Origin of the sequence: Zhouia amylolytica (assembly GCF_900116365.1) — a bacterium.
Classification (GTDB): domain Bacteria; phylum Bacteroidota; class Bacteroidia; order Flavobacteriales; family Flavobacteriaceae; genus Zhouia; species Zhouia amylolytica.
This window is the reverse complement of the sequence record NZ_FPAG01000002.1, coordinates 264,300-288,159: the sequence shown is the minus strand read 5'-3', so window position 1 is coordinate 288,159 and position 23,860 is coordinate 264,300. Positions and strand designations below refer to the sequence as shown.

General features: G+C 36.5%; 17 protein-coding genes. 7 read left to right on the top strand and 10 right to left on the bottom strand.

Annotation, left to right across the window (positions count from 1 at the left end):
* Positions 1-8: 8 nt before the first annotated feature.
* From BM361_RS03875 to BM361_RS03865, 4 genes are all read right to left on the bottom strand, one after another.
* Positions 9-1,472 carry a RagB/SusD family nutrient uptake outer membrane protein gene (locus tag BM361_RS03875; RefSeq protein WP_074977381.1) on the bottom strand — a complete coding sequence of 488 codons (1,464 nt, stop codon included), beginning with the start codon at positions 1,470-1,472 and terminating at the stop codon, positions 9-11.
* Between the two features lie 10 nt (positions 1,473-1,482).
* Positions 1,483-4,506 carry a SusC/RagA family TonB-linked outer membrane protein gene (locus BM361_RS03870; RefSeq protein ID WP_074977034.1) on the bottom strand — a complete coding sequence of 1,008 codons (3,024 nt, stop codon included), beginning with the start codon at positions 4,504-4,506 and terminating at the stop codon, positions 1,483-1,485.
* Positions 4,507-4,754: 248 nt separating this feature from the next.
* The gene (locus BM361_RS17095; RefSeq protein ID WP_254785731.1) at positions 4,755-5,204 is read right to left on the bottom strand and encodes a helix-turn-helix transcriptional regulator; all 450 of its coding nucleotides are present in this window, start codon (positions 5,202-5,204) and stop codon (positions 4,755-4,757) included.
* A 63-nt stretch (positions 5,205-5,267) separates the two neighbouring features.
* The gene (locus BM361_RS03865; RefSeq protein WP_254785730.1) at positions 5,268-7,553 is read right to left on the bottom strand and encodes a two-component regulator propeller domain-containing protein; all 2,286 of its coding nucleotides are present in this window, start codon (positions 7,551-7,553) and stop codon (positions 5,268-5,270) included.
* Positions 7,554-7,739: 186 nt separating this feature from the next.
* Here BM361_RS03865 and BM361_RS03860 point away from each other — a divergent pair, with 186 nt between their 5' ends.
* Together BM361_RS03860 and BM361_RS03855 are read left to right on the top strand one after the other, a co-directional pair.
* Positions 7,740-7,889: a PspC domain-containing protein gene (locus BM361_RS03860; protein WP_082436108.1), complete on the top strand. Its 150-nt coding sequence runs from the start codon at positions 7,740-7,742 to the stop codon at positions 7,887-7,889.
* Positions 7,890-8,024: 135 nt separating this feature from the next.
* Positions 8,025-8,981, top strand: a complete 957-nt coding sequence (locus tag BM361_RS03855; RefSeq protein WP_038264546.1) for a glycoside hydrolase family 43 protein — start codon at positions 8,025-8,027, stop codon at positions 8,979-8,981.
* Positions 8,982-9,067: 86 nt separating this feature from the next.
* Here BM361_RS03855 and BM361_RS03850 read toward each other — a convergent pair whose 3' ends face one another.
* The 5 genes from BM361_RS03850 to BM361_RS03830 all read right to left on the bottom strand — a co-directional run bounded on the left by BM361_RS03850 (position 9,068) and on the right by BM361_RS03830 (position 13,578).
* Positions 9,068-10,498, bottom strand: coding sequence for a Gfo/Idh/MocA family protein (locus tag BM361_RS03850; protein WP_038264549.1), 1,431 nt, complete (start codon positions 10,496-10,498; stop codon positions 9,068-9,070).
* A gap of 17 nt (positions 10,499-10,515) precedes the next feature.
* On the bottom strand, positions 10,516-11,316 hold the full coding sequence (locus BM361_RS03845; protein WP_074977379.1) for a 3-keto-disaccharide hydrolase: 801 nt from the start codon (positions 11,314-11,316) through the stop codon (positions 10,516-10,518).
* Between the two features lie 317 nt (positions 11,317-11,633).
* A complete protein-coding gene (locus BM361_RS03840; protein ID WP_074977378.1) occupies positions 11,634-12,188 on the bottom strand; it encodes a DUF4251 domain-containing protein in 555 nt (184 codons plus the stop codon).
* 204 nt (positions 12,189-12,392) lie between these two features.
* Positions 12,393-12,929, bottom strand: a complete 537-nt coding sequence (hemG, locus tag BM361_RS03835; protein WP_074977032.1) for a menaquinone-dependent protoporphyrinogen IX dehydrogenase — start codon at positions 12,927-12,929, stop codon at positions 12,393-12,395.
* A 109-nt stretch (positions 12,930-13,038) separates the two neighbouring features.
* Positions 13,039-13,578, bottom strand: coding sequence for an RNA polymerase sigma factor (locus tag BM361_RS03830; RefSeq protein WP_074977030.1), 540 nt, complete (start codon positions 13,576-13,578; stop codon positions 13,039-13,041).
* Between the two features lie 121 nt (positions 13,579-13,699).
* Here BM361_RS03830 and BM361_RS03825 point away from each other — a divergent pair, with 121 nt between their 5' ends.
* From BM361_RS03825 to BM361_RS03805, 5 genes are all read left to right on the top strand, one after another.
* Positions 13,700-14,812 carry a FecR family protein gene (locus BM361_RS03825; protein WP_074977028.1) on the top strand — a complete coding sequence of 371 codons (1,113 nt, stop codon included), beginning with the start codon at positions 13,700-13,702 and terminating at the stop codon, positions 14,810-14,812.
* 86 nt (positions 14,813-14,898) lie between these two features.
* The gene (locus BM361_RS03820) at positions 14,899-18,267 is read left to right on the top strand and encodes a TonB-dependent receptor (protein WP_074977026.1); all 3,369 of its coding nucleotides are present in this window, start codon (positions 14,899-14,901) and stop codon (positions 18,265-18,267) included.
* 5 nt (positions 18,268-18,272) lie between these two features.
* On the top strand, positions 18,273-19,652 hold the full coding sequence (locus tag BM361_RS03815) for a RagB/SusD family nutrient uptake outer membrane protein (protein ID WP_175496543.1): 1,380 nt from the start codon (positions 18,273-18,275) through the stop codon (positions 19,650-19,652).
* Positions 19,652-20,857, top strand: coding sequence for a thioredoxin fold domain-containing protein (locus tag BM361_RS03810; RefSeq protein WP_074977022.1), 1,206 nt, complete (start codon positions 19,652-19,654; stop codon positions 20,855-20,857). The genes BM361_RS03815 and BM361_RS03810 overlap by 1 nt, the downstream gene beginning before the upstream one ends.
* 95 nt (positions 20,858-20,952) lie before the next feature.
* Positions 20,953-22,320, top strand: a complete 1,368-nt coding sequence (locus BM361_RS03805; protein WP_074977020.1) for a TlpA family protein disulfide reductase — start codon at positions 20,953-20,955, stop codon at positions 22,318-22,320.
* Between the two features lie 161 nt (positions 22,321-22,481).
* Here BM361_RS03805 and BM361_RS03800 read toward each other — a convergent pair whose 3' ends face one another.
* On the bottom strand, positions 22,482-23,519 hold the full coding sequence (locus BM361_RS03800) for a proline iminopeptidase-family hydrolase (protein ID WP_074977018.1): 1,038 nt from the start codon (positions 23,517-23,519) through the stop codon (positions 22,482-22,484).
* Positions 23,520-23,860: the final 341 nt, after the last annotated feature.

Below are 23,860 nucleotides of genomic sequence, written 5' to 3'. Positions count from 1 at the left end.
TATTAACATTAGTACCCGGGATTTTGTTCCCATCTGTTACCTGCCAATTCAATTTCGATTGAAGGAATAGGAAACAACTCGTGTTTTCCAGATTGAAAGCCATCAATTTCAGACGCTGCCCTTCCTGTTCTCACTAAATCGAAAAAGTGATGCCCTTCACCTACAAGCTCTACTCTTCTTTCTTGATAAATAGCATCTGTTAGTGATGATCCTGAGTCTGTAACATCAGGTAGTTCTGCTCTGTTTCTAACCCTGTTGAGATACGCTCTGGCCTGTGAATCATCTGCTGATGGCTTTCTGTTATGAGCTTCAGCTGCCATTAACAAGACATCTGCGAAACGAATAGCTCTGTAGTTATTAGGGTTTGTAAGATTAGCATCTCCTGTATTGAGATCACCTTGACGTGAAATATATTTTCTATTAAAATACCCCGTATGCTCGAAACCGGTTGCATAGGTTGCTCCTGTTTCTGCTGCCCAAGCCTCTATATCCAATATAGCAACATCTTTTCTGATATCACCATCTTCAAAAGCATCAACAACTTCCTGAACCGGCACGTTAAAGCTAAATCCAGATTCGAAAACCGGACCCGAATAATTTCTGATTCCATTAAATCCAACTGCTACATTACCTTCGCTACATTGTAAACATCCGAAGCCAGCACCTTCTTCATCTGAATATTGTACCTCAAAAACAGACTCAATATTATTTTCATTGTCGTTTTCAAACATGGTCGTATAATCAGCCAATAAATCGTATTGACCACTGTTGATTACTTGATCTAAAACAGCAGCAGCTTCTGCAAACCTATTTTGAAAGAGATACGCTTTTCCCAGTAACGCTTGTGCAGCTCCCTTGGTGATTCGTCCGGCTTCGGTTTGTACTGCAGGTAAATTATCTGATGCATAGATTAAATCTTGCTCGATTTGTCCATATACCTCAGCTTTAGGTGTTCTGTCAATATTGAATTGCTCACCAAACTGTATTCTATTATCTACAGCTAATGGAACATCACCAAACCATTTTACCAATTCAAAATAATAGTATGCTCTTAAGAACCGAGCCTGCCCTATAACCTCATTTTTAGTTGGAAAGTCCGTTTTATCTTGAAATTCAAGTATATAATTAGCTCTGTTTACTCCTGCATACATCCAGGTCCAAATATCGCGCAATTGCTGATTAACGGGGGTATGTCTCATGTCGTCAATTTCCTGAATACCCGGAACATCCGTAGCACTCTCACCACCAGCTAATGTATTGTCCGAAGCGATTTCTCCTAACATTACATTAAGGTATGTAGACTGTAAAAGATCGTAAGCAGCAATAAGTGCATCTTGATAATCCTCTTCTGAATTAAAGAAATCTTCAGAGTTCTGATCAGGAGAAGAAACATCTACAAAGTCATCACTGCACGCCACTGCTATCGTGAAGATCACAGCAGCCGCAAATAGGTATTTTATATTTTTTTTCATGGTCGTCAGTTTAAAATTTAGCATTGATTCCTATCATATATACCCTTGGTACAGGATAAAATCCTTGATCAATTCCTCCTCCTATTGGCGCTCCTGATGAAGCTGAAGGATCATATCCTTTATAATCGGTAAGTGTAAATGCATTATTTACAGCAAGGTATAAACGAAGCTTATTTAGGCCAATTCCTCTTAAATCGTCAGGCGATAAAGAATATCCTAATTGTATATTCTGCATTCTTAAATAAGACCCATCCTCAACATAAAAATCTGAAAATTGAATATTCGAATTTGCCGCAGTAGTAACCCTTGGGAATTCGCTTGTAGAGCCTGTTCCGGTCCATCGGTCTAAATAATATACACTTTTATTGGTCAGCGATTGATTACGTTCATAATTACGAACAATATCATTTCCGATGGAAGCGAATAAATAAGATGTAAAATCAAACTTTTTATAGGTGAATCCTATATTAAGTCCCATAGTTACATCGGGCAGAGGATCTCCAATGTAGGTCCTGTCATCCGGATCGATTATTCCATCTCCATTTTGATCTACAAACCTCAAATCGCCGGGAGCCGCATTCGTTTGATCTGCATGAGCGTCCACTTCCGCTTGAGTCTGGAAGATGCCATCCGTCTCAAGGCCATAAAAATATCCGATTGGCTGACCTACCTCCATACGAGCTGGTGGGTCCTGACCAACTCCAAAACTACCCCCCGGAATGAACCCATTATCACTGTTTACAAATAACACTTCATTTTCTAAAGTAGTAAAGTTATAACTCATGTTAAACTTGAAATCGTCAGAAAAGGATTTGCTATAACCTATTTGAAACTCAAATCCTTTATTCTCTACAATACCTGCATTGATAATAGGGGGTGATGATCCTGGTGCTCCGGCACCTAAGACTCCGGAAACCTGTGATACCACCAGTAGGTCTTCAGTTCTTTTTTGAAAGTAATCGAAGGTCAGGTCGATGGTATTACTAAACAATTTAGCATCTAAACCTACATCAAATGTTTTTTGTCGCTCCCATTTAATCTCAGGGTTTGCCAATGCACCTGCCGCAGTTCCGAATACAAGTTCGTTATCAATAACATAGGTACCTTCTCCATTTAATAAGGATACAAATCTAAAGTCAGGTATACGGTCATTACCAATAATACCATAACTACCTCTTAACTTCATAAAATTAAGCGTACTACTTTCATTTAAGAAGTTTTCCTCTGTTAACACCCATCCAACTGAAACTGAAGGGAAATAACCAAACTTATTAGCAGGTCCGAATTTGCTTGATCCGTCGCGTCTAAGCACCCCGGAAATTAAATATTTGCCGTCGTAATCGTATTGAAGTCTTGTAAAATAGGACAGTAATCGAGTATCGAATGTATTGCCTCCATTTCGGTAATTATCTACCACATCAGAAGCATTATATATACTTGCATTACTATAGGAATTATCCGGAATATCATACCCCGTGAAGCTTGAAAACTCTCCGGTAGTTTTGAAAACAGACATTCCCAATAAGGCTTTAAAATTATGGATATCATTGATACTGTTTTCATAGGTCAAAAAGTTATCCCATGTATAATCTCTGTAAATATCTTTAGATTCAGTAACATTGTTTCTATCTACATTAAAAACTTTACCACTTCCATAAAATGCTACAGGAGCAAATGATTTTCCTTGCACCTCAGAATAATTAAACTGATAACGGGTTTCTATATTGAAATGCTCTAAGAAGTTATACTTAAGTCCCAAAGCACCTCCGATTTTATCTACTTGCGTATTGTTGTAGTTATTCGCAATTTGAGCCAATGGGTTAATAACCTCATTCCCCAAACCTTCCGCCAGGGTGTAATCACCATTTTCATCCCTGACACCAAGCGTTGGTGCCATATTTAAGGCATTAAACAATACTGAACCCAAAGCATTCTCCGAAAGGTTATTTTTATGCGTAAGCGCATATAAACCAGACGCATTAAAGGTGAAGTTCTTCAGAAAATCTAATGAATAATTAATTCTTCCTGTTAGTCTGTTAAAGTTGGAGGCACTTCCTCCTACGATACCGTCCTGATCTAAATACGATATTCCCGCAGAATAAGTTGATTTCTCCGTCCCTCCAGTCATAGATACATTTAAGTTCGACATTGGTGCAGTTCTAAAAACTTCATCTTGCCAATTGGTTCCTCTTCCCAGGCTGTTTACATTAGGAAAAGGTAAATCATCTCCGCCGGCAGCAAAGGCCTCATTGGCAAGCAATGCATACTCTGTGGCATTCAGAACTGGTATTTCTCTTGAAGTTTCTTGAACACCGGTATACATATCCACATCAAACTTAAGCGCTGTATTCTTACGACCGGATTTCGTACTTATTAAAATAACTCCATTTGCAGCACGCACTCCATAGATTCCGGCAGTGGCATCTTTTAATACATTAACACTTTCTATATCTGAAGGGTTAATGGTACTGAGGTCTTCTATTACAATACCATCCACTAAAATTAACGGACGACTATCTCCATTCGTAGTAATACCTCTTATACTAATGGTGGAAGCACTACCAGGTGAACCTGATTGCGAAGTAATATTCACCCCTGCCACCTGACCCTGCAAGGCTTGCTCCACTCTGACTGGATTTAGCTTTTCAATAGTTTCAGAGCCAACTACCGAAACGGCTCCTGTTATTTCTTTCTTCGTTTGCGTACCGTAACCAATTACAACTACCTCATCTAAACTCTGTAAATCTTCTTCCAGAGCAACAGACAAACTTTGCTGATTATTGATTACTACTTCTTTTGTCTTAAATCCTATATAGGAAAAAACAAGGGTTGATCCGGGGGTTATATTATCTAAGGTGAATAGTCCATCAAAATCAGTAGTTGTTCCTTTTGAGGTACCTTTTAAAATAATACTCACACCCGGCAAGGGGTCGTTTGTGTTAGCATCGTATACTGTTCCTTTAATTTGAATGTTTTGACTAAAACCCAAATAAAAACTGAGTACACAAATTGTTAAAGTTAGCTTAGTTCTCATATATTTTTAAATTGATGTTTCAAATTACATTTAGTAAAGCAACAAACCTGAAAAAAGACCTCTACAAAAATTATACATGCATAAAATAAACAGCTTATTTTATGAATTATCTAAATAAAACCCATGTATATTGCGAAATTGAAAGATTCATAGCCAATAATTTTACTTATAAAAAAATACTGATTTTCAATAAAATATCGGATATGTTGTGGTAATGTTGAGGTGATTTTATTAAATGGTGAGTTGATCTAAATCTCTAAAATGTACTCAACAAGGCTTTTTTCTCGTGGTAGATCCATTTTTTTACGCAAACGATATCGTTTAATCTCCACACTTCTTACAGAAATATTTAAAAGTGGTGCTATTTCTTTAGAGGATAAATTTAGTCTGAGGTAAGCACATAGTCTTAAATCATTCGGAGTTAACTCTCCATGCAATTCCTTAACCTTTTTGAGAAAGTCACTATCAGCGTTATTAAAGGCCTCTTTAAAGATATTCCAGTTATCCTCCTCACGGGTATTAACCTTTATTGTTTTTATTACGGATTTGACATTTTTCTCTAAATCACCATCCTTGGTAAGATCCTGTTTGATCTGGGATAAAATTTCATTCTTACTTATTAACCCCATGGCTGAAGCTGCAAGCTCCCGGTTTTTACTTTCTACATCTTGCCTTAACTTTTCATTTTTAAGCTCCATTAACTGCTGCTTGTTTTCCAGGTTTTGGATCTCTAATTGTTTTTTGTTTTCCTCAATTAACTTTTACTCTTTCTTTTCATAATAAACCTTATAAATTCTATGTATAACGAATCCTGAAAAGATAAACACAACCAAATACACTGCAATCATAGCATTTGACAAATACCATGGCCGGTTTATTGTAAATTCGTAAGAGGCTACATTATCGATAAGGGTATTGCCTATTCGGGCTCTGACGAAAAAAGTATAGGTCCCAAAGGGAAGGTTTTCAAAGCCTATGGTCGTATTGGTTGTCCACGGACTCCAGTAATCTGCAAATCCCCCCAGTTTATATTGGTACTCTGGAATTATAAATTTTTCAAATTCAGGAACGCTGAATGATATATTAATATTGTTCTTTTTATATTCAAGTGCTGTTTCACCCTCAATAGGTAAGCTGTGCCGGGCTAGCCGTTCATCATTATAATAAACACCTTTAATACCCACCTCATAATTTTGATATGATAACTTATCTGTATTAATGATAAAATAACCATTGGTAGCTCCAAAAAGAAAATTATTCTCGGACAAATGCGTGACATTTTCAAAACCATTGATCGTATTTCGCAAATTGAGGGGTATCGGAATTTTATTGATCACCGGATTGGTCGTTAACTTTCCGGTAGATACGTAATTAATATTGTTCGTCGTAAAAATCCACAGCTTTCCGGTTTCGTCAATAACCAGTTTTCCCGAACAATAAGTGTCGTTTTCAAATAATGTGCTTAATAAACTATCCTTGCTAAATTCACCACCCTCTGTGGGAGCAGCAAACACCCCATCTTTACTGGCATAATATATATGACGATTGAATTTAGCTAATCCCGCATTTTTACCTTTTTCAGGTACTGACAATCGCTCCACCTTTTCAAACTTTTTTAAGGATTTATCCAAGGTTAGAAGAAACACCCCTTTATATTCATGACTCACTATGACTTCAGAATCGTTTCTAACTTCAAAATACCTGGACGAATAATCAAAACCTTCTATTTTATGACTAAGTTGCCAATTATTAGATTCGTTTTTTCGAAGAACATAAATTCCCTGATAATTTCCTTGTAACAGCATGTTCTCTTTTCCTGGCATTTGACTATACTTCCAGGCACCTTGAACATCCGATATCAAATCAGCCCGATCACCTTTAATTATAAACGTACCTATGTTATGCCCACAAAACAAGGTGTCGTCATACACGTATAAAGACCAGACCTGTCCCTTGGTACCTTCTATAAGCTTATAGCTGTCTGTGTTTTTTCCTTTATAGAATAAACCCTGATTTGTACCTACATATAACTTATCATTATAAGAAGTAGCCGCATAAACCGTTCCCAGCATTCCGGCACCGTCATAATGGGTTACAATAGGGGAATTAAAGTTTAAACAATCAACACCATTATCCAATCCTAACCAGAGATGATTTTTATGGTCTTCATAAAGAGAGAGTACAGTGTTATTTCCCAATCCCTTATTTTGATCGATGTGGTACTTCTTAACCCCCTCCTTGGAAAGTAAAATGATTCCATGAGAAATGGTACCCAGGGCTATTTCGCCATTGGATAGCTGAATAGCTTTATAAATACTCCAGTTCTTTATTAAATCGCCCACGGGAATGTTCCATGGCTTTAAAACATCGTTTGAAAAGATATAAAGTCCCTCAGACTCCGTAACAAGTACAAGTCCCATTTCATTAGAGAACATCCCCACAACGCGCTCCTCATTAATTTCAGGGGCATCGATCAGCAGCCTCGATTTCCCATTTTTTATTTCATAAATACCCAGTCCCGGCGATTGATAATATATATTACCTGCCACTTCGTAAGCATATATTATTCCATTCTCAGGCGTAATGATATTGAACGATTCTGTTTTAACATTATAGACATATATCTGATCTAACGACTGGAAGATGATCCAATCCTCATAAGGTATTATTTTCCAAAATTGTTCATCTTCCTTCAGTTGATCCTTTACCTTACTACTCAGCGAGGTATATACCAAATTATTCAGTTCATTTTTCACCCAATACCCGAACTCCATATAGCAACCTGTATATATACGGTCATCCTTTGCTGCCACTGAACGCATTATTGTTTCGTTAGGACTGGAATAAATTTGCCAGCTTGCCCCGTCAAACTCCAAAAGCCCCTCATTATTGGCTATATAAATATGTTCGTCCTCTCCCTGAGAGACACCCCAGTTCTGATTAGCGCCTTGATATTCTTCCGGAGTAAATCTTAAAATAGGGGGTTGTTCCTGACCTATAGATAGCCAGGATAGTAATAAGAATGAAAAGAATAATATTCGTGTCAAATTAGTTTGTTGTTAGTTGGATATCTAGTAAATATAGATAAGTTTTGGCACGAAACAAAAGCACCGGGATTCAGGAACCTCTAAAAAAGAAAACCTCCTTTGGTAAGAAAAATCACTTATATTTTAATTAATTTTATGGAATTGAATAGTTTTATTAATTTGGTTTTGAATTAAATAGTATAAAATATGATATTAGGAGTTTGCGAATGGCTTAGTGGGAAACTAGGGTGGAATGTATTGAATATTCGAATTGCATTTGTTGTTTTATTCTTTGTTTTTGGAACTGGTTTAGGACTTTATTTGATTTTATGGATTGTAAAACTCTTCTCTAAATAAAAGAACTTTTCAAATTGGAAATCAGCACCAATTAAAAGGTAGGTAACCATTAAATTAAACCATGATAATAGATACATTAAAGCTTCACCTTAAATACGTTACAATAATTTAAGTTCAACTATCCCCTTAATTTTTATGAAGAATTTCTGTTTATTGTATTTCATCATTTGCTTCTTCTCAATAAGTGCGCAAAATAATCCGGTTTTCCCTGGTTGGTATGCTGATCCTGAAGGTATTATTTTCGAGAACACATACTGGGTTTACCCAACTTATTCAGCCCCTTATGACCAACAAGTCTTTTTTGATGCTTTTTCTTCCGACGATCTGGTTAACTGGACAAAACACGAGCGCATAGTAGACACTTCTGCCATTAAATGGGCAAAACGTGCTGTTTGGGCTCCTTCAATTATAAAGAACCAAGATCAATATTTTCTATTTTTTGGAGCAAATGACATTCAGCACGATAACGAAGTCGGAGGTATCGGAGTTGCTGTTGCCAGTGTTCCGGAAGGACCTTATAAAGACCATCTGGGTAAACCGCTGATCGATAAATTTCACAATGGCGCCCAGCCAATCGATCAATTTGTTTTTAAGGATAAAGATGGCTCCTTCTATCTCTACTACGGTGGCTGGAGGCATTGTAATGTAGCAAAGCTTAAGGATGATTTTACCGGATTTATTCCTTTTGAAGACGGTCGTATATTTAAAGAAGTAACTCCAGAAAATTATGTAGAGGGCCCCTTTATGTTTATCCGTAACGATAAATATTATTTTATGTGGTCAGAAGGTGGTTGGGGAGGTCCGGACTATAGCGTAGCCTATGCCATTTCAGAGTCTCCGCTGGGGCCATTTAAGCGTATTGGAAAAATACTAAAGCAAGATCCTGAAGTAGCAACCGGAGCAGGTCACCACAGTGTCATTCATCCAGAAGGAACTGATAAATACTTTATCGTTTACCATCGTCGACCTTTAACAGAAACGGATCCTAACTCTAGAGAAACGTGTATCGATCTCATGGAGTTTGATGATACAGGTTTGATTAAACCTGTAAAAATCACCAGGCAAGGAGTAACTGCATACCCTTTAAAATAAAAAAGCCCTATTTAAAATAAGGCTTTCAAAAAAAATAAAACAATCCGACATTAATTATTTATAACTAACATCGGATCAATATGATACTAAAATTCTCTGTAATCTCCTGCTAAATATTGATTAGCCTTTTCTTCTTTGAACCTTGCTGATTCAGCATCCCAATGTAAAGTCTCACCCGGGAATCTTCCGGCAATGGTTCCTAACAAAATTGTTTCTGTTAATCGCGCAGCATAATCAAATGGTGCAGTGGTTTCACCTTTACCTAAACACGCATCGACAAACTGATGGTAATGTTTAGGCCCTTCTGATTGATAGTTTCGGATAGGTGCACCTAAATTATGCTTTTTACTTACCTTTTCTATTTCTTTAGAAATATCTACATACTTCCCTTTTACTATTTTTCTAGGCAATTGCATAAAGTGTGGCAATAATAAACGTCCTTTTTCTCCAACGAACATTGCTCCTTGTTGTGGCAATTCATTCTGAGCAGCAACCTTGGCATCTAAAGACATTTTTTCTTCAACACTAGCTTCCCTGTCATTCTTTTTAGTTTTTTTGGCAGGTTCAGCCCCCGGCAGTACCAAGTCTTCATGCATAGCAGGAGCTCCCTTTCCATCATACCAAATCCATTTTAGAGATTTTGTAGTATGCTTTGTTCCTGGAAATTCATAGGTTACCGTGTTGTGTTCAGGATATCCAAACCCATTAGAAGGTCTGCATTCCGTCATAATAGTACGCGGAACGTCTAGTTCTAGTGCATTATAAGGGGTATCAAAAATATGAACTCCCATATCTCCTAAAGTACCGCAGCCATAATCCATTAATTTTCTCCAGTTCCCCGGATGATACACCCCTTCTTTATAAGGTCTTTTAGCAGATGTTCCTAACCATAAATTCCAATCTAATTGTGGTGGTACAGGATCCTCTCCTTCCGGAACTGGACCGTCATAGCCCCAGTTCTTAGGAGACCATGCATGTACGGTATGTACTTTCCCAATAATTCCAGACTGAATTAAAAGTGTTGCCAACTTATAATCATAAAAAGAATGTACCTGAATTCCCATCTGCGTAACCAATCCTTTTTCTGCAGCCAGCTTTTTCATTTCCCTGGATTCCGACACATAATGTGATAATGGCTTTTGGCAATAAACCGGTTTATCCATTTCCATAGCCATCATTGATGCAGGAGCATGTGTATGGTCTGGAGTTGATACGACTACAGCATCAATTTCATCCTTCATTTCCTCCAACATCACGCGATAATCAAAAAATACCCGTGCGTTTGGATGAAGTTTACGTGCCTTAGATAAATTAACCGCATCTACATCACATAACGCTACTACATCAACAGCACTGTGCGATGAAATAGAATTCAGGTCCTCAAACCCCATATTTCCCACTCCAATATGAGCGGTACGTAATCGGTCTTTAGTACTTGATCCTCTTAATATTGATGGTGCAAGCATTATGCCCAGGGCACCAACTGTCGTGGTTTTTATAAACTCTCTTTTATTCATGTTAGGTAATTAAGGAATTATAATTTTTTAATTTTAATGTTTCGGAACCAAATTGGACTCGCATGGTCCTGCAGGGCAATATAACCTGACTTAAATTTCCCATAATCAGGACTGTTCTTCCATTTATCTGAATTTTTCTTTTCTTCCCAAGCCTCATCCCAAGGCACGAATGAAAGTATCATCTTTCCATTTAACCAATGCTCTACCTTTTCCGGAGTAAACACAATTTTTGTGCTATTCCATTCTCCAACAGGATTTAAAATTTTATCAGGACTCGGAGGATGCATTGCATAATCTGCTCCGGTTTGCTGTAATGGCTTCAACTCTTCCGGTTTATCGGTATATCCTAAACTTAAATTGTAGTCTGTAAGATCGTGAATGCTCGCATAATTCTCATCATCTATAAGTTGATACTCAGGTGCAACAACAGGGGGTCCTGCATATCCTTCTTTTACATGATAAAAGATACCACTATTTCCTCCTTTTGGTAGTTTCCACTCTATATATAATTCAAAATTATCAAACTCTTCTGCTCCATATAAAATATCTTTACCTCCTTTATAATTCTGCTCCAATCCTAATTTAGTATCAAAGGTTAAAACGCTATCCTTAACCGTCCACCCCGGAGGAAGAGAATCCATATTATAACCTCGCCACCCTTCGGTGCTGGTTCCGTCAAAAAGATAGATCCATTCATCAGAAGATACCACCTCATCTTTCGCTGGTTCTTCTTCAGCTGTTTTATTAGCGGTATTGTTTTTACATGATAAAGCAAATACAGCCAATCCTAAAAGGATAAAATGAATTCTTCGTTTCATTACTTTTTTCATCATTTTTATATAAATATTAGGTTTAATTAATGCTCAGTTAATCATAAAATGCCCTTATACTAAGAAACCTATCGATGGCTTCATCTAATTAACCTGACTAAACAAATAATCTGGCATGGTAAAATAAACAATATTATACTAATATAACAGTGAAACGAGACAGTTTATGAGAATTGTGTTTGTTTGCAAACAATTCTATTATCATGTTATTAATTTATAACAAACTACTCAAACCCTTCAAAACACAAAAAACCGTAACACTTATGTTTACGGTTTGGTTTATTAAAAGATACTAATGCTAAAGTTTATTCCTCCAATAATGGCATAATAGTTCCTTCGTATCTTATGGAGTTCCGTTCTGTACTGGTAACAATAATACTTGTTTTCTTATTTGAAAAAATCTCTATTACTACATTATAGGATTCATTCGTATCCACATTTCCCGCTTTGAACGACATTTTATACTTCTTTTTACTATCGAGATAATGCAATTCCATGTCCCTGGCGGCCTCATCGATCTTTATACCTATATCATTAGTATTATATCCTCCTCCCATTTGCCGTTCACCAAAATAAGGAAGGTCTGATTTTACCGAATCTCCACGTACTTCCAGGTAGTTATCATTGCCAATTAAATTAATCCTTGCCACACTATTCTGCGGACCTAAAATAGCACCTACCTGCATCATAGCCCTGGTTACAGTCGGGTCTGCCCAATCACTCTCAATTCTGAATTTCCGTCCTTCAACAAGATCAGACAAGGCGGCCATATCGGATTCAGAAACAGCACTTTGGGTACTTCCACAACTATATATTATAAGGAGGGTTATCACCCCTACTATATACCTAATACTTTTCATGAGATCATAAATTTTAGTTACATACAAGTTATAAAATTTATTGCATTGATTGGCATATGAGGCAATTAAAAAATGATCCTTTACATATATCATAGCTTCTATATTCCACAACTATTCTATCTGCTTATCAACACTTTAAATTGGATTAGCTAATAACCGACATCTCAAATTCAAACCTGCTATTAATAGCAAATTGAGTAGTTCCTATGCATTTGAGACTTCTTTCTCAAATTCCAACACAAAGGTTTTAACAGCTTCCCAATCGGTATACTCATAATCTTGCGCAGTATCCGTAGTACGACCTTCCTTTTTAGCTATCATCTTCATGAGCAACCGCTTAAAAAAGTTATACTGGGTATACTTTAAGGCCCCGGCGATCTGAATTACACTATTTGGCCTCCACCCCACTTTGTCTAAATAGGTTTTTGTAATTCGCGCTACCTCCTGATGCTCATCTTCTATATCTGATGCGATAGCCAGACAGACAGAAAAAAAAGCTCCAGGTGTTGAATTGAGTATATTCAAATAATTTTTGATATAGTGCGTTACAGCACTTTGATAAGCTCCTATATGAATGGAAGCTCCAATTAATACCGCATCAAATTCAATAGGTGATGGCGGTTCTTCTATGGCTTCCGCGACCAAAACATTATGACCCGAATTTTGAAGAACCTTAGCCATGTAATAAGCTATCTTGCGCGTTTGTCCTTCAGTAGTACCGTAAACAATCAGGAATTTCATTTTTACTTCAAAATAAAACACAATACACTGAATATCAAATGATAAAAATCACAAAACGCTTATAATCAATCAAGAAGATAATCAGAAATATAATAAAATGAAGAAACTGTTATTGATCAATAAATGCCTCGCGTAGCTTTTTCATGGCTAAATACATCTGCGACTCTACGGTTTTTATGGAAACATCAAGTCTATTCGCAATCTCCTTGTATTTCAATCCTTCCTGTTTACTTAACAAAAAGATTTCTTTACACTTAGGTGGTAAGTCATCTATTAACTCCCTCAGTCTACGCAAATCAGACTCTAACTGCTCTTGATTCTTAATCTCTTGCTCATCATTAGTCAGGGATGAAAACTGTAAATAATCTCTTTGCATAATTCGTTCCCGTTCCAAATCCCTGAAATGATCCATAAAACTATTATAGGCTGTACTAAACAAATACTTTTTTAGCGAAGTATGTATTTGCAAAGATTTTCGTTTGGTCCATAGCTTTAGAAAGACTCCCTGAGCCAGATCTTCCGATAACGACAAATCGCCACTGAGCTTAATCAGATAAGCGAGAACAATTTTGTAATACTTCATAAAAATATTACGATAAGCCTCCTTACTCCCTTTTTTAAGCTCCGATAAAAGCCAATTTTCCATCATTTAATTCAGTAATCTTCCCTGCTATTCATGAATTTTGCACAAATTTTAAAAAAAAATTAAAAAATAGTTAAGGGTTTTTAAACATTTTTCCGTCTCGGTTGTAAACTGAGATTATTTAGGTTTGGAACATTTAATTATTAAATACATAAATAAAGAGATTTCTGAAGAAGAATTGGCTCTTTTAAAAGAAGGTTTAAAAAATCCGGAAGTCAAAAAACAACTGAAGGAATACATAAACCTCGAAAGTTCTATTCAATTAGGATTAAAGAATATTGATATGGAGCGTGTTTATAATTCATTAGACGCCCAGTTATCTTCTGAGGACAATCTGGAAAAACGCGCTGCAAGATTAAGTTATTTGAAATACGCTGCAGCGATCACCATAATTATTGCATTAGCGGCTTCATTTCAATTATTTATTAATCGGGATATCAATGAATTTACACCAAATGCTACTACCATAACGCTTAAATTAGAAGATGGTTCCATTAAAGAATTTGACGAGACAGAGGCTATAATATCGGTAGATGACTTTGTTGCCGGATCAGAGCCAAAGAATTCCAACAATAAAACTGACATAGCCTACAACGAGATCAATGTACCTTATGGTAAAAAGGCCACTATTAAATTATCAGACAATTCTCAGGTTATTCTTAATTCCGGAAGTGTTTTCAAATACCCTACTTCTTTTGATGGTTCTGATTTAAGATCAGTGACCCTTGAAGGAGAAGCGTATTTTACCGTAAGTAAAAATGCTCAAAAACCTTTTATTGTTCAGACAGCTGAAATGGATGTCGAAGTTTTGGGAACGGAATTTAATGTCAGTTGTTTTAAAGACGATAAACAAACTTTAGCTATTCTGGTTGAGGGAAGTATTAAAGCAAAAAACACTTTAAGCAATACCTCTGTCATTGTAAAACCCGGACAGGCAGCAACACTTAAAGATAAAAACTTAACTGTACAACCTGTAGACATTCAAAAATATACGGCTTGGTTACATGGTGACCTCCTATTTATTGACGACACCTTTGAAACGGTATTAAAAAAATTAGAACGACATTTTAATGTGGTAATCATCAATAATAATCCTGTCTTAAATGAGGTGCGTTACAATGGAAGATTTAATACAGAAACACTTGAACAGATATTAGAAGCTTTTCAAGTAAACACAACTTTTGAATATACCTTGAAAAACAATCAAATCATTATAAAAAATGAAACGCCAATGAAATAATACCAACAAACAAAAAAGGGAAACGCGCCAACGTCTCCCTCACTACCTTAATCTAAAATTAAAATAGTTTAAACCATTTCAAAATTATGAAAAAAACACTTACGAAGGGATTCGTCTGTCCTGGAATTACCAAAATCAGCTTAAAAATGAAGCTTTCCTTAATGCTGTTTATTATTTCCTTATTCCAAATACAGGCTCATTCTTATTCACAAAAGTCGACCATTTCACTCGATGTGAATAAAGCCGAAATCAAGGAAATATTTAACGAAATCGAAAAACAATCTGCTTACAAAGTACTCTATAAAACTGAGGACATCACCCCTTTACCTCCTGTAAGTTTACATGTAAACGATGTTACTATTGAGGCTATCATGAATACCTTGTTAGATAGTAGCTCTTTATACTACAAAGTACTGGACACGCAAATTGTTATTTATCAAAAACCGACCGAAACCAAACCTGATTCAAAGTTACAAGTACCAATTCAGGATCAAATTATTATACAAGGGCTGGTAACCGATATGAATGGAATTCCTTTACCTGGAGTAACCGTGATGGTCAAAGAAACGGGTAAAGGAGCTTTTACTGACAGTGATGGTACTTTTACCATAAAGGCACTGAAAGATCAAAGCCTTTCTTTTAGCTTCATAGGGATGGAAACTGTGGTGACCGAAATTAAAGAAAGAACTACCATAGATATCATTCTTAAAGAAGATACTCAATCGCTCGAAGAAGTGGTTCTGGTGGGTTACGGTACCCAAAAAAGAAAAGACATTACTGGTTCTGTTTCTAAAATCGATGCCACCGAATTAAACAAAATGGCTCCGGTAAATTTCGATAATGCGATCGTTGGTAGAGCACCAGGTGTATATGCTGTTCCTTCATCAGGTGCCCCGGGTGCACCAGCTACCATTCGAATCAGAGGTATTACCTCTGTACTCGGAAACAATGAACCTCTTTATGTAATTGATGGAGTTCCAATCGAAATCGGTCAGGGGCAGGGAAATTCATTCTATTCGGAAAGTTTTTCTAACTCCATCTCACCTCTTGCTTCTATAAACCCACAAGACATAGAAAGCATAGATATCCTTAAAGATGCTTCTGCTACAGCAATATATGGTTCCAGAGGTGCCAATGGAGTTATTATTATTAACACAAAGAAAGGAAGCTACTCATCTGTACCTAGTATTAGCTTTAGTACCATGACTAGTATTTCAAGCTTCTTCAACAAGTATGATATGCTAAATAGTAATGGCTATCATAATACAGTTGAACAGGCTTATACAAATGCTGGAAGAACTATTCCTGACGATGAAGACTTATATCCTTTTGGCCCTGATGTTAATACCAACTGGCAAAAAGAAACTGATCAGGCGGCTGTGAACATGAACTACTATTTGAATATGAATGGTGGATCTCTAAATGGGAATACACTTTATTCCGTTTCAGCCGGTATCACAGATCAAAAAGGTCCTATTTACAACACCTCATATCGTAGAAACAATATCAGAACCAAATTAGAAACAAAAGCTTCTGATAAGCTGCGTATAGGAGTTAATTTCAATTATACCGATTCAAAAAATGAAGGTAGTGGTACTACCTTTTATTATCAGACAATTCGGTACAGACCCGACATTCCTATCTATGATGAAGAAGGAAACTTTGCAGCCGCTCCGGGAAGCATCTATTCCAATCCTTACGCGAAAGTTCGCTTCCCATCATATGTAGACTCTAAAAATCTGTTGCTCTCGCTTTTTGGAGAATATCAACTAACTAATGGACTGGTATTTAAATCGACTTATTCATATACGGAAGGGGATAATTTTAGTTTCAGATATACTCCTAGTTATGATGTTTTCGAGATGAGAAACAATCGTAAAGGAACTTTAAGGCAAAACGAATCTGGCTTCACCTCCCGTATATTTGATAACACACTAACTTACAACAGAAGCTTTAACAAGCATAGTGTCAATTCAGTACTAGGGGTTTCCTATACACAAAACAAAAGCAATTATCAGAATATCGATGCCACTGATTTCCCGGATGACTTTGTAATGGTAACTCCGGGCGCGGCTTCCAACCAATCTATTGAGAGCGGAGGTACTATTAGCGGACTTTCTTCTTACTTTCTAAGAGCCAATTATAACTACGATGATATTATGTATCTTACCTTTACAGGTCGTGCCGATAAATCAACAAAGTTTGGTCCTGAAAACCGCTGGGGTTATTTCCCTTCAGGGGCAGTAGCATGGAGAATATCGCGTATGAATTTTATGGAGGGTGCTGCTTTCGTAGATGATCTTAAATTAAGAACCTCCTATGGTAAAACCGGTTCTGCTAATTTCTCAGACTTTCAATATGATACCTTCTTTGGTGCAGGAAGTTTTTATAATAATAATAACGGTGTAGTTTCTAACACCATTCCGAACCCCGCCATTAAATGGGAAACTACAAACCAGTTAGATATTGCAATCGATTATTCATTGTTTGATAGAAGAGTTAATGGTACGTTTGGATACTTTAACAAGATAACTTCAGATCAAATTTTATCAAGAGATGTTACCCTCGAGACCGGAGGTAGAAGCCAATTCGCTAATATTGGAGATTTCCAAAATAAAGGATTTGAATTCCAAATTGGCATCGATGTTGTAAGAGAGGGTGCCTTTCAATGGACTACAGAACTAAATATGTCTTCTATCAGCAGTAAAGTACTGCGTTTGAATGGTGGTTATTACAGAAACCTTGCCGAAGGAGAATCTCTTAGTTATTTCTCAGGTTACAAAGTGGCAGGCATATTTCAATCTCAAGACGAAATCGATCAGCTGGATGCAGCTTCACCTACAGGGGTATATCAGTCAGGAAATACTGCTCCAGGTGATTTCAAATACATGGATGTCAATGAAGATGGATTTATTGGGTCTGATGATATGGATATCATTGGAAAAGCTGAACCTGACTTCTTTGGTGGATGGAACAATATTTTACGGTATGGAAATTTTGAGCTTTCTACCCTCTTCAATTTCAGTGTAGGTAACTACTTGTTCAATAGCAATAAAAGAGATTTATTAATCTTTAGTAATGAAGGTTCAAATTACGGAACAGGAATACAAAATGCCTGGAGCCCTGACAACACTAACAGTACAATTCCGCGATTAGTAGCAGGAGACCCAAATTTCAACCGAAGAGATTCAGATTTCTTTGTGGAGGACGCCTCTTTTTTGAAGTTAAAAAACATTCACTTAACCTATAAGTTTAATCCAGAACTCCTTCAAAAAATGTTTATCCAACGGGCTAGCATCTCACTGTCAGCAACCAATGTTTTTGTGATTACTTCTTATAGCGGATTAGATCCTGAAGTAAATTACAGTGCAGCTAATAATTTTAACCAGGGCTATGATAGTGCAACCTACCCACCGGTTAGAACATTTACACTTGGCTTAAACCTAAACTTATAATGATTATGCAAAAATTATATAAAAACATATTTATAACCCTAACGCTAATAGGAGTATTAACTACTTCTTGTGAAATTACAGATGTTACGGATGTAGATCCGGTATATCAGGTATCAGAAGATAAAGTAATTACAAATGTTGATCAGGCGCAGACCGTATTGTATGGGGTTTATGGCGTGCTCATTGACGGACTTGACTATATTGTCTATATGCCCGCTGTTACTTCAATGATGGGAACGACAATGAAACCCGGAGTATGGGGTGGCGGAGCTGAAAATGCCTTTTTCACAAACAATGTTACTTCCGATAATTATTACCTGGAGTACATGTATACAAAAATGTATTTTCTTATTAATAATGCCAACCATGTAATTACTAAAACTGAAGCTTTACAAACTGAAGATGTTCGTAAACAAGAAATTATAGGTGAAGCTAAATTCTTAAGAGCCCAATCTAATTTTTACCTACTAAGATTATTTGGAGAGTTTTTCGATATGGATTCAGCATATGGAATTGTTCTTAAAACACAACCCATCTCAAACGCCGATCCGCAAGCAAGAGCTAATGTAAATGATGTTTATGACCTGATAATTGACGATTTGGATTTTGCTATTGAAAATGCTCCTGATTTTTCTAATACCTTTTACGGTTCAAAACTTGCTGCAAAAGCTTTAAAAAGTAAGGTTGCGCTTTACCAAAAAGACTATATAACTGCAGCTACACTTGCAAAAGAAGTTATAGATGCGAACGAACGTCAGTTAGAGGAAAGTTTTGGTGACATTTTTACCAAAAAGATTGACAATCCCAATGAAGTTCTTTTTCAAACACCATTCGATAATTTGAATGACAGAAATAATAAAGCGTTTATGCTACGTGCATATTTTGGTCTTTCAGACGATTATGTAGCACTTATGGAAACGGATGCCCGATATGAAGACGCCATTGCCTTTACTGCTTCGGGAAGCATCAGAAATAATAAATTTAACGGATCTACCTATAACGGAGTGCCGCTTACCGCCGATACGCAATATTTTATGCGTCTTGCTGAAACTTATTTAATATATGCTGAAGCTATATTGCGTTCAAACAATGATATTGAGGCTGCCAAAGGAGCTGTAAACACTATCAGAGAACGTAGTGGCAACCCCCTGCTAACCACAAATGATCCTCAAGAATTATTAAATGCTATTCGCATTGAGAAAATACTTGAACTTGGAACTGAGGCCGGTGAAGAATGGTTCGATTTGGTTCGTTTCCACAAAGAGGGCGACATTAATATTAACGACTATAAAGAACTACCATCAGAAACACGTTTAATCCTTCCACTACCAAATCAAACGGTAGAATTATCAGAAGGTATCATCAAACAAAACCCCGGATACTAATGAAAAAAATAGTAATACTTCTAAGTATAAGCATGATTTCTCTTTCCTGCAAACAAAAGCAGGAAGAGAAAAAAGAAACATATAATGCCATTCACTTTTCAGAAGGCTCTTTTCAAGAGATTTTGGATCTGGGAGCAAAAGAAAACAAGCTGATATTTATCGATTGCTACACCTCATGGTGTGCTCCTTGTAAGTGGATGGAAAAGCATGTATTTGTAAAGCAAGATGTTCATGACTTTTACAATGAAAATTTCATAAACTATAAGATCGATATGGAAAAAGGAGAAGGCCCTGAACTGGCTAAGCGTTATCAGGTATCTTCTTACCCTACGTATCTTTTTATTGATGGTAAAGGTAAACTGATCCATCTGGCTAAATCGAAAATGGAAGCTGAAGCCTTTATTAATGAAGGTAAAAAGGCCCTAAATCCCCAAAATGCCTATGGAAATCTTGTGAAAAAATATGAAACAGGTACCATGAGTGTGGAGGAACTTACAAATTATGCAATTCAACTCAATAAATTCAGAGATCCCAAAGCAAATGAAGTGCTTACTGAGATTATGGAAAAGATTGATGACCAATTCCTTAAAAGCCCTGCCGGTTGGAAACTGATCCAAAGCTTCGCTAATAATGATGAAGACACCTTGTTTCTGTTCATGAACAATAATAAATCATATTTTACAACAAATTATGGTGCGGATGAAGTAAATGTTATTTACCGTAAAGCACTACAGCGTAAAATGTATTCGTACAGTAGAAACAATGAACGTGTTCTATTCTTTGAAGGCCTCGATTCATTAAAAAGCTTAAATGCCAGTCCAAGGGACCTATCTATAATGCATTCCCAATTTTATTTGGTTAATTTGGATGAGGAAGAATTTATTAAAACCTCTGATTTCTATGTAAATGATCTTATTAAAGGTGATGAGGAAACCATTGCCTTTATAGCGCGATCTGTATTACTTTATCATAAAGAAAACAAGACTCTTTTGTCTCAGGCATCAAAGCTTATCAAAAATGCCTATGCACTGAACCCTGACAGTTATGGTATTGTAAGTACCTATGCGCAAATATTAGGTCGTACAGGTGAAAAAGAGGAGGCCATTGCAGCAGGTGAAAAAGCAGTTGCTATGGCAGATACTATAAGTAGTAAGGTTAAAAAACGTGCTATCCAGAATCTTGAAGAAATAAAGGGGTTGAACTAAACATTTGTTTGAGTTTTGAATTTGCAGTTAGTTAGTTTAAAAATCGCCCTCAACTGACCCCAGAGGGCGATTTTGTTTTCCATAAAAAATCACTCATGCTTAAGAAAATTATATTAATTTCAGGATTATTCACATTGCTAAATAGCTGTGAAACAGAAATTCCCAAATCTAAAACCGTTATCTCCGGTACAATAACCAACCCGAATAATGCTCTATTGCTTATTGCGGGAAATGATTACTTTCGGGACACCATCCAGGTAGATGAATCAGGAAACTTTAAGGATACCCTTGATATATTGCCAGGCTCATATCTGCTTTCCTATGGGAAACTATTCTGGAGAACTTATTTACATAATGGATATGATCTGGAGATTGTATTTGACTCCAATAACTTTCGAAATACCCTATCTTATAAAGGTGAGGGCGGTGTTGAAAACAATTACTTATTTCAAAAAATATCGAAGCAACGCGAGGCTATGACTAAGAGACAGGAAGCTATGAAAATGCGGAACGATTCAAGTCTTTTACTTTTAAATGACCTGAAAGAATCCATGCATCAGTTCCTTAATTCATACCCTGCTCTTCCCCCTGCTTTTAAAGGTCTGGAAAAACGAAGTATCACCTATGGATATATTGCAGATTTACAAAGACTTCACTCTAAAGATACCCTTGGTGTAATTTCAGGATTAACCTCGAAGTTAAATGCATTGGAAGAAAATATGGATTTCAACAGTGGTATGGATTACCTGTTTTCTAATCGTTACAGAAGAATGATAGAAGATACGTATCGCGAAAAAGCTCAACTATCTGCCAAAACATCAAATCTGGCAGAAGATATTGCATTTTTAAAAGAAATATCCAACATTAAAAACGACACCATTAGAAACAGCTTAGCATTCAACCATGCAAAATACGGTATTACCTATACCAAAGACCTCAATACATTTTATAGCCTTTTCCTTAAAAGTTCTACAAATCCAATTCATAATGAAGATATTAAAGTTAGTTATGAAATCTTAAAAAAAGTGGCTAAAGGCGCTCCATCTCCAGGTTTTGAAGACTATGAAAATTATCAAGGTGGTAGTACCTCTCTTAAAGATTTAGCTGGTTCATACCTGTTTATAGACGTATGGGCAACCTGGTGTGGACCATGTAGAAAAGAGATTCCTTATTTAAAAGAGCTCGAAACCAAATACCATGATAAAAATATAAAATTTGTAAGCATTTCTATTGATAGACAAAAAGATCGGGACAAATGGAAGCAAATGATCAAAGATGAAAATCTGGGTGGTGTTCAGTTATTGGCTGATAAAAACTGGGAGTCCTCATTTGTTCAGAACTACCTGATTAAAGGTATACCGCGATTTATTATACTCGATCCCCAGGGAAATATTATCGATTATAATGCGCCGGTCCCTTCATCTGGCAAACTCGAATCCATCTTTGATGATTTCAATTTATAATATTATAAGGATCGTTAAATTGTAGGTCTTTAACATCCGGGTCAGCCTGATCGCAGTCGAAACTTTTATTTAACCATCTAAGGGCTCGACTGCCTGGCCGTTCCTTTTAGAAATCTCCGAATACTACTTTTTTAACATCATCCTGTTTACTTAAAGAATTTTCACTTGTTAACTTCTTTGACAAACTTTATTAATCCGTCAAAATAAGTCTCCTGATCATCATACATTGCCAAGTGACTTCCCTTTGGGCAAAGTAGATAACTTCCATTCTGAACCATGGAAGCAATCTTTTCCATATGTCTAGGATCCATAGTATCGTAAGTGGCTCCTATTACCAATGTGGGCACGCTGATTTCAGGAAGGCGATTGGTGACATCCCAATCTTTTAACTTCGCATCTCCCGCTACTCCAAACTCACTGGGTCCCTGCATGGTGACATATAAATCGTGATTGATATTTGCAAAGGCCCTGTTGACAGGGTTGGGCCATTGTTTAAGAGGCATCCTTAATATATGTTCCGGGTAATAATGAGTAAAAACCAATTCTGAATATTTGGGATTACTATAATCATTTGAGGCCTCCAGAGCTTTAATCTCTTTGAGTACCTCTGGATCTAACTGCGGACCCAAAACCTCATTAGCGTAAGAGATATAATCGGGTATTGAAGCCATCATATTAGAAATAACCAACCCCTTTAAATGCTGTTGATATTTCAAAGCGTATTCCATGGCCAGAATACCTCCCCAGGAATGACCATAAAGATAAAAGTTAGTAACATCCAGATTCAGTGCTTTTCGAACTTGTTCAACCTCATCAACATAACGGTCTACACTCCATAACAAACTATCATTTGGTTGGTCAGAATAGAATGACTCCAGTTGATCATAATAATAATATTCTATTTCCGCCTTCGGAAAATACGAATCAAAACACTCAAAATATTCATGTGTAGCACCTGGCCCTCCATGAAGTAATAATACCTTAATAGAAGCGTTATTTCCTGTTCGTTTTGTCCACACTTTATAAGTACCTTTTTTTGTACTAACAGGAATCATCTTCACCCCGCCGCTTAAGCGATCGTTGCGTTCTGAATAATCTAAATAACTGCTAAATGAATTTAACTGATCAATAGGTTCATCTCCGAATTTGCAAGAAACTAACAGTAGTGAGAAACACACTACAAATAATATTGATTTCATATGGCTAAACATTTGATTTGCTCAACTTCCGATAGCATAATGCAGGAATATGAATACGCTCACTGATTATGAGACAGGTACAAATGGAGTAAGCCCTTGAGCTATTTTAAATATAGCTATAATTAGGACTGCCTGCATTTTCGGAGCTCCTATTTCGTCTAAATGAACAAAAGCACCTTCAAGGTGCATAAACCTACATAATCGCTACTAATCAAATAAGATTTTTCCTTATATTTGACGCATATAAAACCAACCAACTATGACATAAATTTGCCGTGGGATTATGATATGTAAACATGCTATTGAGATATCTATTTAAAGACAAAATTTAATTCAGCTTA